This is a genomic window from Mycobacterium sp. 48b, assembly GCF_048282725.1.
GTDB lineage: Bacteria > Actinomycetota > Actinomycetes > Mycobacteriales > Mycobacteriaceae > Mycobacterium.
Genome location: NZ_JBLVUL010000001.1, coordinates 4,024,067 through 4,037,513, shown reverse-complemented (window position 1 = coordinate 4,037,513; position 13,447 = coordinate 4,024,067). Strand labels below are relative to the sequence as shown.

At 68.1% G+C, this 13,447-nt stretch carries 13 protein-coding genes; 11 read left to right on the top strand and 2 right to left on the bottom strand.

Annotation, left to right across the window (positions count from 1 at the left end; genetic code table 11):
• Position 1: 1 nt before the first annotated feature.
• The 5 genes from ACNQR1_RS19880 (at position 2) to ACNQR1_RS19860 (ending at position 2,159) form a co-directional block, all read left to right on the top strand.
• Entirely contained in the window at positions 2-391 is a 390-nt protein-coding gene (locus tag ACNQR1_RS19880; RefSeq protein ID WP_418047560.1) for a nitroreductase/quinone reductase family protein, read from the top strand.
• Between the two features lies 1 nt (position 392).
• The gene (locus ACNQR1_RS19875; protein WP_418047559.1) at positions 393-725 is read left to right on the top strand and encodes a TfoX/Sxy family protein; all 333 of its coding nucleotides are present in this window, start codon (positions 393-395) and stop codon (positions 723-725) included.
• Between the two features lie 69 nt (positions 726-794).
• Positions 795-1,019 (top strand): hypothetical protein, encoded by a 225-nt coding sequence (locus ACNQR1_RS19870; RefSeq protein ID WP_418047558.1) that lies wholly within the window; start codon positions 795-797, stop codon positions 1,017-1,019.
• 13 nt (positions 1,020-1,032) lie between these two features.
• Entirely contained in the window at positions 1,033-1,908 is an 876-nt protein-coding gene (locus tag ACNQR1_RS19865; protein WP_418047557.1) for an oxygenase MpaB family protein, read from the top strand.
• The gene (locus ACNQR1_RS19860) at positions 1,908-2,159 is read left to right on the top strand and encodes a hypothetical protein (protein ID WP_418047556.1); all 252 of its coding nucleotides are present in this window, start codon (positions 1,908-1,910) and stop codon (positions 2,157-2,159) included. The genes ACNQR1_RS19865 and ACNQR1_RS19860 overlap by 1 nt, the downstream gene beginning before the upstream one ends.
• On the opposite strand, the gene ACNQR1_RS19855 is transcribed toward ACNQR1_RS19860, so the two are convergent.
• Positions 2,127-2,825 (bottom strand): DUF998 domain-containing protein, encoded by a 699-nt coding sequence (locus ACNQR1_RS19855; protein WP_418047555.1) that lies wholly within the window; start codon positions 2,823-2,825, stop codon positions 2,127-2,129. The genes ACNQR1_RS19860 and ACNQR1_RS19855 overlap by 33 nt on opposite strands.
• Before the next feature lie 55 nt (positions 2,826-2,880).
• On the opposite strand from ACNQR1_RS19855, the gene ACNQR1_RS19850 reads away from it, so the two are divergent.
• The 5 genes from ACNQR1_RS19850 (at position 2,881) to ACNQR1_RS19830 (ending at position 9,365) form a co-directional block, all read left to right on the top strand.
• Positions 2,881-3,465 (top strand): hypothetical protein, encoded by a 585-nt coding sequence (locus ACNQR1_RS19850; protein ID WP_418047554.1) that lies wholly within the window; start codon positions 2,881-2,883, stop codon positions 3,463-3,465.
• Positions 3,466-3,474: 9 nt separating this feature from the next.
• Positions 3,475-4,203, top strand: a complete 729-nt coding sequence (locus tag ACNQR1_RS19845; RefSeq protein ID WP_418047553.1) for a DUF72 domain-containing protein — start codon at positions 3,475-3,477, stop codon at positions 4,201-4,203.
• An 11-nt stretch (positions 4,204-4,214) separates the two neighbouring features.
• Positions 4,215-5,441: an NAD(P)/FAD-dependent oxidoreductase gene (locus ACNQR1_RS19840; protein WP_418047552.1), complete on the top strand. Its 1,227-nt coding sequence runs from the start codon at positions 4,215-4,217 to the stop codon at positions 5,439-5,441.
• Positions 5,442-5,592: 151 nt separating this feature from the next.
• The gene (locus tag ACNQR1_RS19835; RefSeq protein ID WP_418047551.1) at positions 5,593-6,237 is read left to right on the top strand and encodes a hypothetical protein; all 645 of its coding nucleotides are present in this window, start codon (positions 5,593-5,595) and stop codon (positions 6,235-6,237) included.
• Positions 6,237-9,365, top strand: coding sequence for a helicase HerA domain-containing protein (locus ACNQR1_RS19830; RefSeq protein ID WP_418047550.1), 3,129 nt, complete (start codon positions 6,237-6,239; stop codon positions 9,363-9,365). Before ACNQR1_RS19835 ends, ACNQR1_RS19830 begins: the two co-directional genes overlap by 1 nt.
• Before the next feature lie 21 nt (positions 9,366-9,386).
• Here ACNQR1_RS19830 and ACNQR1_RS19825 read toward each other — a convergent pair whose 3' ends face one another.
• Positions 9,387-10,874: an acetyl-CoA acetyltransferase gene (locus ACNQR1_RS19825; protein WP_418047549.1), complete on the bottom strand. Its 1,488-nt coding sequence runs from the start codon at positions 10,872-10,874 to the stop codon at positions 9,387-9,389.
• A 188-nt stretch (positions 10,875-11,062) separates the two neighbouring features.
• Here ACNQR1_RS19825 and ACNQR1_RS19820 point away from each other — a divergent pair, with 188 nt between their 5' ends.
• Entirely contained in the window at positions 11,063-13,432 is a 2,370-nt protein-coding gene (locus ACNQR1_RS19820) for a phosphoketolase (RefSeq protein ID WP_418047548.1), read from the top strand.
• The last annotated feature ends 15 nt before the right edge of the window (positions 13,433-13,447 follow it).

Sequence of the window (13,447 nt, the reverse complement as noted above, 5' to 3'; positions counted from 1 at the left end):
CATGGTGGATCTTCGTGATCTGAAGCGACGCATCGTCCACGGCGCCCAGCGCCGCATCGTCAACCCGGTCGGGCGCCAGCTGCCCGTCACCATGCTGGAGACTGTCGGCCGCAAGTCCGGGCAGCCACGGCACACCGCCGTGGGCGGCCGGGTGGTCGGCGATCAGTTCTGGATGGTCTCCGAGCACGGCGACCGATCACACTATGTGCTCAACATCAGGGCCAATCCCGCTGTGCGGCTGCGGATCAACGGCCACTGGCGGACCGGCACGGCTCACCTGCTGCCCGACGACGACCCGGTCGCGCGGCTGAAAGAGCTGCCGACGCTCAACAGCGCAGTGGTCCGCACCGTGGGAAGCGATCTGCTCACCCTGCGCATCGACCTCGACTGACATGGCCTTCGATCCGGACCTGGCGGATCGCATCCGCGAGTTGACGGCTTCCGAACGCGGCCTCGACGAGAAACGCATGTTCGGTGGGCTGGCCTTTCTGATCAACGGCAACATGGCCGTCGCCGCGACCCGGGAAGGCGGCCTGATGGTGCGGGTCCCGCGGGACGACGGCGAGACGCTGGCGCAGCGCGACCATGTCGAACCGATGGTGATGGGCGGCCGGGAGATGCGCGGCTGGCTGCGGATCGCCGCGCCGGGCATCAGGACCAAGCGGCAGCTCCAGTCTTGGGTCGCCCGGGGCATCGAATTCGCCAAGGGGCTGCCGCCCAAGTAATTTCCGCCGCGCACGAGAAGAATCACCATTAACATAGAGCGTGCCTGACAACGACGGGGGCCCGCTCACATGTTGACCGCAGTACGCAAGATCCTCGGTTTCCAGATGACCATCGCCGAGTGGATCGGCACCGCCATCATCCTCGCGGTCCCCTACCTGCTCATCGGCCTGGTCTGGTCGCTCACCCACACCAGCCACCTGGCCGGTATGCACGGGGCCGACGCCGTGGTGTCCTTTCTGGGCTCCATCGTCTCCTGGCCGGTTCTGCTGTTCACCAACGTGTGCATGAGCTGAAAGGAGCCGGCGCATGTCCCTGGGCGACACCACCCCCGCCAACCGCATCTCGATCACCCGCCGCACCGCGCGCTGGTCCGACGAGGACGTGACCATCGCCGACGCGATGGACCTGTGGGGCTTCGCCGCCGGGGCGGCCAACGTGATCATGCAGCTGTCCGCGCCGGGCGTGGGCTACGGAGTCGTGGAGAGCACCGTCGACTCCGGCAACCTGCTCAAGCACCCCTGGAAGCGGGCCCGCACCACCCTCAGCTACCTCGCCGTGGCGATCCTCGGAACGCCCGAGGACCGGGCGGCGTTCCGCGACGCCGTGGACACGGCCCACCGGCAGGTCCGGTCAGGGCCGGCAAGTCCGGTGCAGTACAACGCCTTTGACCGCGACCTGCAGCTGTGGGTGGCCGCCTGCCTGTTCGTAGGGCTGGAAGATGTCTACCAACTGCTGCGCGGCGACATGACGGAGGCCCAGGCCGAGCAGTTCTACCGGTCAGCCGCGACGCTGGGCACCACATTGCAGGTCAGCCCGGAGCAGTGGCCTGCGACGCGCGCCGAATTCGACACGTACTGGGACAGCGCCTGCGGCCGGGTAAAGATCGACGACGTCGTGCGGCGATATCTGCAGGATCTGGTCGACCTGCGGATGATCAACCCGCTGCTGCGGATCCCGTTTCGACCGCTGCTGAAATTCCTGACCACGGGTTTCCTCGCTCCGGTGTTCCGTGACGCCGTCGGCTTCGGATGGGGCCGCGGTCGGCAGCGACTGTTCGAATGGCTGTTCCTGGCCGTGGCATTCGGCAACCGCTTCCTGCCGGTGTTCGTCCGCCAAGGCGGCAGTTACCTGCTGCTGGCCGACGTCCGCCGACGGGTGGCAGCCGACAAGGCCCTGATCTGATGAACCGGGTCCGCCGAATCCTGAGCCACCAGGCCAGCGTCGAACAGGTCCTCGAGACGCTGATGTGGCTGGCCCTGCCCTACCTGGTGATCGGTCTGGTCTGGACGTTCTTCCATCCCGAACAGGTACAGCTCGTCGAATCGAGCCTGCTGACCAAGTTCCCGGCCGGGGCCGATCTGGTGGCCTTCGGTCAGGTCACGCTGCTGTGGCCCGTGCTGCTACTGGGCGCCGACGTGTGCGTCGCGCTGTGAGCGCATCAGCCGGGCCGCCACCGCCGCGACGAACAGCCACAACACCGCACCGCTGACCCACGTCGGCACGTAGTTGAACGACTCGGTCTGCACACCGGCGTTGAGGCCCAGGTAGACGGACACCGACAGCACCGACAGGCCGACCCCCGCCGACACCGCCGTCCAGACCCGGTCCCCCATGCCGGCGAAATACCTTGCCAGCGCGAAGCATCCGCAGGTCACGGCCAGGAATCCGAGCCCACCGGCCACTCCGTGGATCTTCGCCGAGGTACTCAGCTGCTCCACCCCCGGAAACCCCTGCGGCGCACCCGGCGGGAACCCGAACCCGGGGTCGGTCGGATTGAGCCCCACCACCACGCCGGCCAGCAACCCGTAGAGCACCACACACACCGCGGCGACCCGGCCGGACAGCACCCCGGATGCCACGCGCCAGATCCCCAGCCCGAAGGCCATCAGCAACAGCCCGCAGACGATGAAGTTGAGCGTCTGAACCCAACCCCAATCCCCAAGTACCAGCATGGAATTGGCGTGGCGGGCAACGTCGAAGCCGGGACGGGTGAACGCCAGGGTCAGCGAAATCGTCGAGATCGACAAACCGGCGGCCACTCCGGCGGCGAGCAACGCCGTGGTGAGCCGGGCAGCTGCAGGCCGCGCATCAGGTGTCACGGAAACTCGACGCTACCGTCCGGGCGGCCACGACGGTTGACTAGGGTCTTGCGTCGTGAAGGCTTGCCTCGTCCGCTGTGCAATCTTTGGAGCCGCCGCCGCTTCGGCACTCGCCGGATGCGCGTCGGGAACCGTCGTCAACACCGACGACGCCGCATCGCCACCGCCGGCGAGCACCACCGCGGCACCACCGTCGTTCGGAACCGCGAACCTGGTCAACGCCGCCGACTACGCGCTCGACGTCAACGGCCGCAAGGCCTATTACTTCAGCACCCCGAGCGGTCGGTGGCAGTGCGCGATCCTGCCCCACGACCGCGCCGGCTGCCAACCCGCCGGCGGTACATCGGCGATGGCCGTGGCGGGAGCGCCCGAGGAGGTGCCCGACGCGACCGGCGGCACCGCGGCTCCGAATGCCCTTGTGGTCGACCGGGACAACGATGCCCAATTCGTCAACCTGGCGCAGCCCGAATTCGCGCAACCGGCCGCCGTGGCGCTGTCGTTCGGGAAGGTACTGGCGGTGGCGGGATTCCGCTGCAACGTCCAGGAGCAGTCCGGGGTGTCCTGTGTGCGGGAGCTGACCGGTCGAGGTTTCACCTTCTCCGCCGAGGGCTACACCCTGCACTACACAGACGTCCCCTAGCGATGGCACATGATCAGGATCGGCACCTCGGGTTGGTCATACGACCACTGGACCGATGTGCTCTATCCCCGCGGCACACCGGCGAAATCCCGACTGGCCCACTACGTGGGCGAATTCGACACGGTCGAACTCAACGGCAGCTTCTACCGCTGGCCCGCTGACACCACGTTCACCGGGTGGCGCGACCAGATGCCCGACGGCTTCACCATGTCGGTCAAAGCGCACCGCGGGCTGACCCACTACCGGCGGCTGCGCTCACCGGAGAGCTGGACGCCACGGTTCGCGGAGTACTGGAAACTGCTCGGCGCGCACAACGAGGCACTCCTGGTCCAGCTTCATCCCGCCCTCGAGCGGGACGACGCACTGCTGGCCGGCTTCCTATCACAACTCCCCCGCCAGATCCGGGTGGCGATGGAGTTGCGCCACCGTTCCTGGCACGAGGAGGCGGTGTATGAGGTGTTGCGCCAGTACGGCGCAGCGTACGTCGTGATGAGCGGACCGGGGCTGACCTGCCGCCCGGTGGTCACCAGCGATCTGGTCTACCTCCGTATGCACGGGCCGGAGGACGACGGCATGTACGCCGGCTGCTATTCCGATGACGAGCTGATCGGGTGGGCAGAGCAGATCCGGCAGTGGGACCGCGACAGCCACCGCGTCGTCGTCTACTTCAACAACGATCTCGGTGGTCATGCGGTACGCAACGCCCGAAAACTGAAGCAGTTGGTATCGGGCGAGTAGGCTGAGTTGGCATGACAACGTCGTCCACATTCGCGATCGTCGGCGGCGGCCTGGCCGGCGCCAAGGCCGCTGAAGCTCTGCGGGACAACGACTTTGACGGTCATGTCGTGCTGTTCGCCGCCGAAGACCAGCTCCCCTACGAGCGTCCACCGCTGTCCAAGGAGTACCTGGCCGGGAAGAAGAAACTCGACGAGTTCACGGTCGACCCGGCGTCCTGGTACCGCGACCACAACGTCGAGCTGAGGCTGGGCACCGAGGTCACCGCCGTCAACGCCGCCGAACACACGCTCGCGCTTCCCGACGGCACCACCGTCGGCTACGACAAGCTGCTGCTGGCCACCGGATCGTCGTCACGCCGGCCACCGATACCGGGTTCGGACGCCGAGGGGGTGCACTATCTGCGCACGATCGACGAGGCAGCAGCACTGAGCGCTGCGCTGACGCCTGGTTCGACGCTGGCCGTCGTGGGAGCCGGATGGATCGGGCTGGAGGTGGCCGCCGGAGCGCGGGGCCGCGACGTCGACGTCACGGTCGTCGAGTCCGCACATCTGCCGCTGCTGGCCGCACTGGGCGCCGAGGTGGGTGAGGTGTTCGCAAACCTGCACCGCGAGCACGGGGTCGATCTCCGGCTGGACCAGTCGGTGCAGGAGATCACCACCGACAACGGCAGGGCCTCCGGACTGCGACTCGCAGACGGCTCCACCGTCGCGGCCGACACGGTGCTGGTCGCCGTCGGCGCGGCGCCGAACATCGGCCTGGCCGAGAAGGCCGGGCTGGCCGTCGGAGACGGCGGGGTACTTGTCGACGCGTCGCTGCGCAGCAGCGATCCCGACATCTACGCCGTCGGCGACATCGCCGCCGCGCAGCATCCGTTCTTCGGGGTGCGAATCCGCACCGAGCACTGGGCCAACGCGCTCAAACAGCCCGCGGTGGCGGTCCAGGGCATGCTGGGCAAAACCGGCGAATATGACGAACTGCCCTATTTCTTCACAGATCAGTACGACCTCGGCATGGAATACGTCGGCCATGCACCCGAATATCAGCGGGTGATTTTCCGCGGCGATGTTGCTGGACGTGAATTCATCGCGTTCTGGCTCGACGACGCGAACCAGGTCCTGGCGGGGATGAACGTCAACGTGTGGGATGTCCTTGACGACGTCAAGGCGCTGATCCGGTCGGCCACCCCGGTCGATCCGGAACGCATCACCGACCCAGATCAGCCGCTGTCGATCGGGTAGCTGCGGGCACCTCAACCACCGTGCGGGCGAAAACCGTGCGGCGCAACAACATTCTCGCGGGGTCACAGGTACGCGCTAACGTGCTTGAGACACGTGCCGGTATCGCCCCGCCCGCGTGCCACACCCACGACGGCAGGAAGGTGAGCATCCGGTGAATGTCGCGCCCGACGAGCTGTCCGGCACCGAGCAGGCGGTCCTGCTGGTATTGATGGCCGAGTCCCGGCCGGTACCCAATGCCGAGCTGGAGCGGCTCGGGCCCAAACTCGACAAGCCGAAGCGCGATCGGCTCAACCGGTTGGGCCTGATCGAGTCCACCGGAACGCGGCCCCTCGTCCACGAGCTGACCGACGCGGGGTGGGCGCTGTGCCGGTCCCTGTTCGGTGCCGCCGCGCCGGCCCGGTCCACCGGACAGGGCAAGGCCCTCTACACGCTGCTGGGCGCGCTGCACCGCTATTTCGAACACGCCGACCTCGTTCCCGCCGATGTGTTCCTGCCTGCCGGAGTGCCCGCCCCGACAGCCGCGCCGGCGACCGACGCCGGTCCCGAGATCCAGCTGCGTACCGCCTATGCCGGGCTGACGCCTCGGCCCGGCGCCTGGGTCAGCCTGCTACGGCTGCGTGAGGCCGTACCCGGGCTGCCCCGACCCACCGTCGACGCCGCGCTGATCAGCCTCTACCAGCAGCCCGGCGTCAGCCTGATCCCCGAGGAGAACCAGAAGGTGCTCACCCCCGCCGACCGCGAAGCCGCGGTGGAGATAGGCAACCAGGACAAACATCTGATCGCGATCGAGTCCTGATGGAGTTACAGCTCCGCGAAGCGCTCAGTGCGCTTCGCCTGACCTGGGCGCCGACCGCCGACGATCTGTGGCATTCGCAGGGTGCGCTGCATGTGCGCGGTCTGCACGACCGGCCGATGGCCGATGTGATGGCCGCCTTCGGCGATGCCGAACGGGAAACCGACTCAAGCCCACTGGGCGTCGTGGTCCGGGGACCGGCCGGATCCGGCAAGACCCACCTGCTCGGCCAGGTGCGCGAACAGGTCCAAACCGGCGGCGGTTTCTTCTTCCTCGTGGAACTTCTGGATGCGGCCAGCTTCTGGCAGTCCGCCCGTGCGGGCATCCTGGAAAGCCTGGGCCGGCCCGGCAGCGAGCGCGAAACCCAGCTCAAAGATCTGCTGTGGGAACTGTCCTCGGTGGCCCATATCTCGCGCGCCAGTCGCCGGGCCGTGATCGGTGACGACGACCTGACTCCGGAGATTCTCAACGATTTCGTCAACTCGCTGCACAAGGTCCACCGCCACACCGTCAAACGTGCGCACCACACCCTGCGCGCCCTGGTGCTGCTGGGCGCCGGGGACCTGGAGCTGCAGGATGTCGGCGAGGCGTTCCTGACCGGCAACGGCGAACGGGAAGCCTGGGGACTGCCGGCGCCGGTGCTCACGCCACAGGAATCGGTACGCGACATCTCCCGGCTGATCGCCCTGGCCGGGCCGTCGGTGCTGGCCCTCGACCAGATCGACACGCTGCTGGCCCAGTCCACCGATCGCACGGACGCCGTCGGCGCTGCGCCGGACAACCGCGATCTCGAGCACATCGCGCACGGGCTGATGTCGATCCGCCAGACCATGCGGCGCACGGTGGGCGTGGTGGCCTGCCTGCCCGCGGCCTGGGAGGCCATCCAGGACCGGGCGACCGCCACCGTGCAGGACCGCTTCCGCACCACCGCGCTGCTGCAGGGTCTGCCGACCCCGGAGGTCGGCCGCGCCATCCTGGAACGGCGTTTCACCGCCAGCTACGCGGCCATCGGATTCACCGCGCCATACCCGAGCTGGCCGATCCTGCCCTCGGCATTCGACGAGGCGACCCAGTACACGCCGCGTCAGCTGCTCAAGCGCGCCGACACCCATGTCCGGCGCTGCCTGGATCGCGACACGCTCGAAGAGCTGTCCCAACTCACCGGTGAGGTGGCCGAACCACACGAACCCGCCGCGGGCGGCACCGCCGCCGGCGACACCGGAGAACTGGACCGGCGCTTCGCCGAGTACCGGCGCCGCGCGGTGACCGTCGCCGCGCTGGACCCCGACGGCGAGGACACCACGATGCCCGGCCTGCTGTCGGCGGCCCTGGATGCGTGGATCACCGAACTCGGCGAGGCCGGGCAGGCGTTCCGCCCCGATCCGCTGCCGGGCCAACGCGTGGTGCTGCACGGGCGGCTGCGCCAGACTCTGGACGCCGCCACCGACGACGAACGGCACTGGGCATTTCGCGCGATCTCGTCAGGCAATGCCGTCGCGGTCCAGAACAGAATTCGAAAAGCCTGGGAAGCAACGGGATTCAATCCTGAGCGGCGCCAGTTGTTCCTGCTGCGCAACACCGGGTGGCCGAAGGGCGCGAAAACCGCGGTGATGATCGCCGAGTTCGAGGCGGCCGGCGGCCGCGTGTTGCCGATGAACGAGGACGACGTGCGCACGATGACGGCGCTGCGCGATCTGATCGACGACAATCACCCCGACCTGCCCGAATGGCTGCGCCGGCGCCGCCCGGCGCACGGGATCGGCTGGCTGCGGGCCGCGCTCGGAGACGTTGCGGGCGATCCGCCGTCACCGGCCCAGATCGATGTGGATGCCGAGCTCGCGACCGGGCCGATCCGTACGCAGCCTGCCGCGCCGGTCATCGAGCACTCGCCCACCGCGGTCACCCTTGGCCTGGACAGCACCGGCGGGCGCCCCGTGTCCGTCGACCTGGCGGCGCTGCGTAAGCACACGGCGATCTTCGCCGGCTCCGGATCGGGCAAGACCGTGCTGATCCGGCGCCTGGTCGAGGAGTGCGCGCTGCGGGGCGTGTCGTCGATCGTGCTCGACCCCAACAACGACCTGTCCCGGCTGGGGGCGCGCTGGCCCGACAGCCCGCCGGGATGGAACCCGGCCGACGACGAACGCGCCGACGCGTACTTCGACAACGCCGAGGTCGTGGTGTGGACGCCGGGCCGGTCGACCGGCCGCCCGCTGTCGTTCCAGCCACTCCCCGACTTCGCCAGCGTCATCGATGATCCCGACGAGTTCTCCGACGCGGTCGAATCCGCCGTCGCCGCACTGGAACCCCGCGCCCTGATCGCCGGCAACACCGCCAAGGCCGAGCGGTCTCGCGCGGTGCTGCGCGAGGCGCTGCGGTTCTACGGTGCGAGCCCCTCGGTGTCCCTGGGCGGCTTCATCGACCTGCTCGGCAATCTGCCCCCGGAGGTCAGCGCACTGAGCGGCGCGCACAAACTGGCCACCGAACTGGCCCAGAACCTGCGGGCCGCGACCGTCAACGATCCGCTGTTCGGTGGCTCCGGGACAGCCGCGGATCCAGGGGTGCTGTTGACACCGTCACCGGGCTACCGGGCCCGGGTGTCGGTGATCAGCATGGTCGGTCTGACCAGCGATCAGCAGCGCGAAGGGTTCGTCAACCAGCTGCAGATGGCCCTGTTCGCCTGGATCAAGCGCAACCCGGCCGGGGACCGGCCACTGGGCGGGTTGCTGGTGATGGACGAGGCGCAGAACTTCGCGCCGTCCGGTCACACGACCGCCTCCACACACAGCACCCTGGCACTGTCCTCGCAGGCGCGAAAGTACGGGCTGGGACTGGTGTTCGCCACGCAGTCCCCACGCGGTCTGCACAACCACATTCCGGGAAATGCCACGACGCAGTTCTACGGTCTGCTGAACTCGCCCGCTCAGATCGCCGTGGCCCGGGAGATGGCCCGGGTCAAGGGCGGCCACGTGCCCGACATCAGCAAACTGCGGTCAGGTCAGTTCTATGTCGCGTTGGAGGGCAATGCCTTTCACAAGATCCAGACTCCGTGGTGCCTGTCCAGCCATCCGCCCAGCCCTCCGACGACCGACGAGGTCCTCGCGCTGGCACAGCGAGAGCCGGTCGCGCGCTGAGCGGTTGATCGAGTCCGAGGCTCAGAGCAGGGTCGCGCTGCCGTCGGCGTGAACCTGCACCCTCGCCCCGGCGATGTCCTCGGACATGGTCGCCGCCGCCTGTGACTCGTCGATGATGCGGGCCAGCGTGCGGCCGTCCTCCGGGGTGCGCACCGCCAGGAAGACCCGCTCGGCGGTGCCGTCGCGACCGACCGGCGTGGTCCAGGATTCCACCGTCCCGGTGCCGGCGAAGTCCACCTGCAGCTGCCGGGTCGGCTCGGCATCCACCTCGGATTGCACGTCCTGCCAACGGAACTCACGGGCCGGCGGCTCGGTGCCGTACACCCCGAAGCTGTGTTTGGTGAGGTAACCGCCATTGGCGGTGATCAGGCCCGTGCTCCCCGGTTTGGCCGCGAGCCGCTCGGCCATGGTGGCGATCGAATGGGACACGTAGTTGTTCCAGGGCCCGCCCGCGAACGTCAGGCCGCCGGTGACCGTCAAGGGTCGCGACGGGTCGGCCAGGGACAGACCGATTTCGGCCGCCGCGACCTGGACCGCCGATGGGAAGCAGGAGTACACGTCGACGAAGTCGACCTCGTCGACACCCACGCCGGCCAGCTCCAGCACCCGGCGCCCGGCGATCCGGATCGCCGGGGAGCGGTAGAGCTCGGCCCGTTCCCCGATGGCATAGGTGTCGTGCGAGTCCGTCCCGGCATACGGGAAGATCCAACGGTCGGTAGGGATTTGAAGATAGGTCGCCTTCTCGACGGTGGTCAGGATCAGTACCGCCCCCTGGTTCACCATGTTGTTGGAGTTCATCAGCTTGGTGTAGGGCCAGCTGATCATCCGGTTGCCCGGGCCCGGCTGCCAGATCTGCTCGGCAGGCACCGCCTCCCGGCTCCAGGCGTGCGGGTTGCCGGCTGCCACGTCGCTGAACCGGGACCACAGTTCGCCGATCCGCCTGCGGTGCTCATCGCTGCTCTCGCCGGCCGCGATCCGCAGCGCCTGTTCGAACATCGGGTACACGTAGGCCGGGCGATCCAGTTTGATCCGGATCTCGGCCTCGCCGGCCATCGGCACACCGTCATGTGCCCCCGGGGCCTCCGGCACGGAGTCGTCCTGATGCGTCCACTCAGGTCTGACCCCGCGGGAGCGCAGCCTGCTGCGGGTACGCCACGTCTCGGCGCCGGCGATGAGCACCACCTCTGCCCGGCCGCCGTGCAGATCCAGGCAGGCTTCGTTCACCAGTGTCTGCGGCACGTTGCCGCCCACCCCGGTGTAGCGCGTCGCGGCCTTGCCGGCCCGGATGCGCTGAGCCAGCAGCAGACCCGGATCGCGGTAGTGCCAGGACAGCAGATTGACGATCCGTACCGAGTCGACCGCTTCCAGCACCCGCGGGTCGGCCGCCGCCCGGGCCGCCTCCACCATGAGATCGACCGGCTCCACCTCCGGCCGTTCCTCCCGTTGGTTGACCTGGCCGTAGCCCACCAATACCGGGGTTCGCGGATTGAGGGTCCCAGGCAGGGTCATGCCCACGAACCTAGCCCAGGCGGTGTACGGCCTCGAGAATCTGACAGGACGGCCGGTCCCCTGGCGCTGATTCGCGACCCGTACCACCGGCTTTCACGGCGGAGATTCTTGTGCCGTTGGTTGACCGGTACGAATTCGGGTACCCGGATCGCGGGCGCCATTCACCGACACCGGCCACTATGGAGATCATGAGCGACGCGACCCTCTCACCGGCACTGACCGACACGGAACTCGACCAGCTCAACGCCTACTGGCGGGCGGCCAACTACCTGTCCGTCGGCCAGATCTATCTACTGGACAACCCATTGCTCAGCGAGCCGCTGAGCGCGGAGGACGTCAAACCCCGCCTGCTGGGGCACTGGGGTACCACCCCGGGGTTGAACCTGCTCTATGCCCACCTCAACCGGATCATCCGCGAGCGCGACGCGAACGTCATCTACGTGACGGGTCCGGGCCACGGCGGACCGGGGCTGGTGGCCAACGCCTATCTCGAGGGCACCTACAGCGAGGTCTACACCGGAATCGGGCAGGACACCGACGGCTTGCGGAAACTGTTCCGCCAGTTCTCGTTTCCCGGCGGGATACCGAGCCACGTGGCCGCCGAGACACCGGGATCCATCCATGAGGGCGGCGAACTCGGGTACGCACTGGTGCACGCCTACGGCGCCGCGTTCGACAATCCCGACCTGGTGGTGGCCTGCGTCGTCGGCGACGGCGAGGCCGAAACCGGCCCGCTTGCCGCCAGCTGGCACTCGAACAAGTTCCTCAATCCGGTCGTCGACGGGGCGGTGCTGCCGATCCTGCACCTCAACGGCTACAAGATCGCCAATCCCACAGTGCTGTCCCGCATTCCGCAAGAAGAGCTCGAATCGCTGTTCTACGGCTACGGCTATCGGCCCATCACCGTCGAGGGTGACGACCCGGCCAACGTGCACCAGCAGCTGGCCGCGGCCATGGACGAGGCGTTCGACCAGATCGCGGCGATCCAGCGCGCCGCCCGCCTCGACGGCGAACCTGGCCGGCCGCTGTGGCCCATGATCATCCTGCGAACGCCCAAGGGCTGGACCGGTCCGCACGAGGTGGACGGGAAACAGGTCGAGGGCACGTGGCGCTCCCATCAGGTGCCGCTCTCGGAGACCCGGACCAACCCGTCGCACATGGCACAGCTGGAGACATGGCTGCGCAGCTACCGGCCCGAGGAGTTGTTCGACGCCACCGGGGCCCTGCGGCCCGAGCTGCGCGCGCTCGCACCCGCGGGCACCCGCCGGATGAGCGCCAACCCGCATGCCAACGGCGGACTACTGCTGCGCGACCTCGACCTGCCGGACTTCACCGACTACGCGGTCGCCGTCGACAGCCCCGGCACTCAGACCGCCGAGGCCACCCGGGTACTCGGCACGTTCCTGCGGGACGTGATCGCCGGCAATCCGGACCGCTTCCGGCTGATGGGCCCGGACGAGACCGCCTCGAACCGCCTGGCCGCGGTGTTCGAGAAGACCGACAAGGCGTGGCAGGCCGAGACCCTGCCCGTCGACGAGAACCTGGCACCCGACGGCCGGGTGATGGAGGTCCTCTCAGAACATCTGTGCCAGGGCTGGCTGGAGGGCTATCTCCTGACCGGCCGGCACGGGTTGTTCAACTGCTACGAGGCCTTCGTGCACATCGTCGACTCGATGCTCAACCAGCACGCCAAATGGTTGTTCAGCAGTTCCCATCTGACGTGGCGCCGGCCGATCGCGTCGCTGAACTATCTGCTGACCTCCCATGTGTGGCGCCAGGACCACAACGGCGCGTCGCATCAGGATCCGGGCTTCATCGACCACGTCGCCAACAAGCGTCCCGAGGTGGTGCGCGTCTACCTGCCGCCGGACGCCAACACGCTGTTGTCGGTGGCCGATCACTGCCTGCGCAGCCGTCAGTACGTGAACGTCATCGTGGCGGGCAAGCAGCCCGCCTTGACGTACCTGACGATGGACGAGGCGGTCGCGCACTGCACCCGCGGGTTGGGGATCTGGGAATGGGCGAGCACGACGACGGGCGAACCCGACGTGGTGCTGGCGTGCGCCGGTGACATCCCGACGCTGGAGACCCTGGCCGCCGCCGACATCCTGCGCCGCAAGCTACCCGACCTGCTGGTCCGGGTGGTCAACGTGGTCGACATCATGCGGCTGCAACCAGAGTCCGAACATCCCCACGGGCTGTCCGACCGAGAATTCGACTCGATCTTCACCACCGACAAGCCGATCATCTTCGCCTACCACGGCTACCCGTGGCTCATCCACCGGCTGACCTACCGGCACAGCAACCACAATCAGCTGCACGTCAGGGGCTTCAAGGAGCGAGGAACCACGACCACCCCGTTCGACATGGTGATGCTCAACGACCTGGACCGCTTCCATCTGGTCATGGATGTGATCGACCGGGTCGAGGGGCTGGGAGCCCGTGCGGCGGGGCTGCGCCAGGAGATGGTCGACGCCCGGTTGGCCGCCCGCCATTACACCCGGGAACACGGCGAGGACGACCCCGCGATCGCCCGGTGGACCTGGGGAGCGGTGTGACCTGGGTAATTGCGC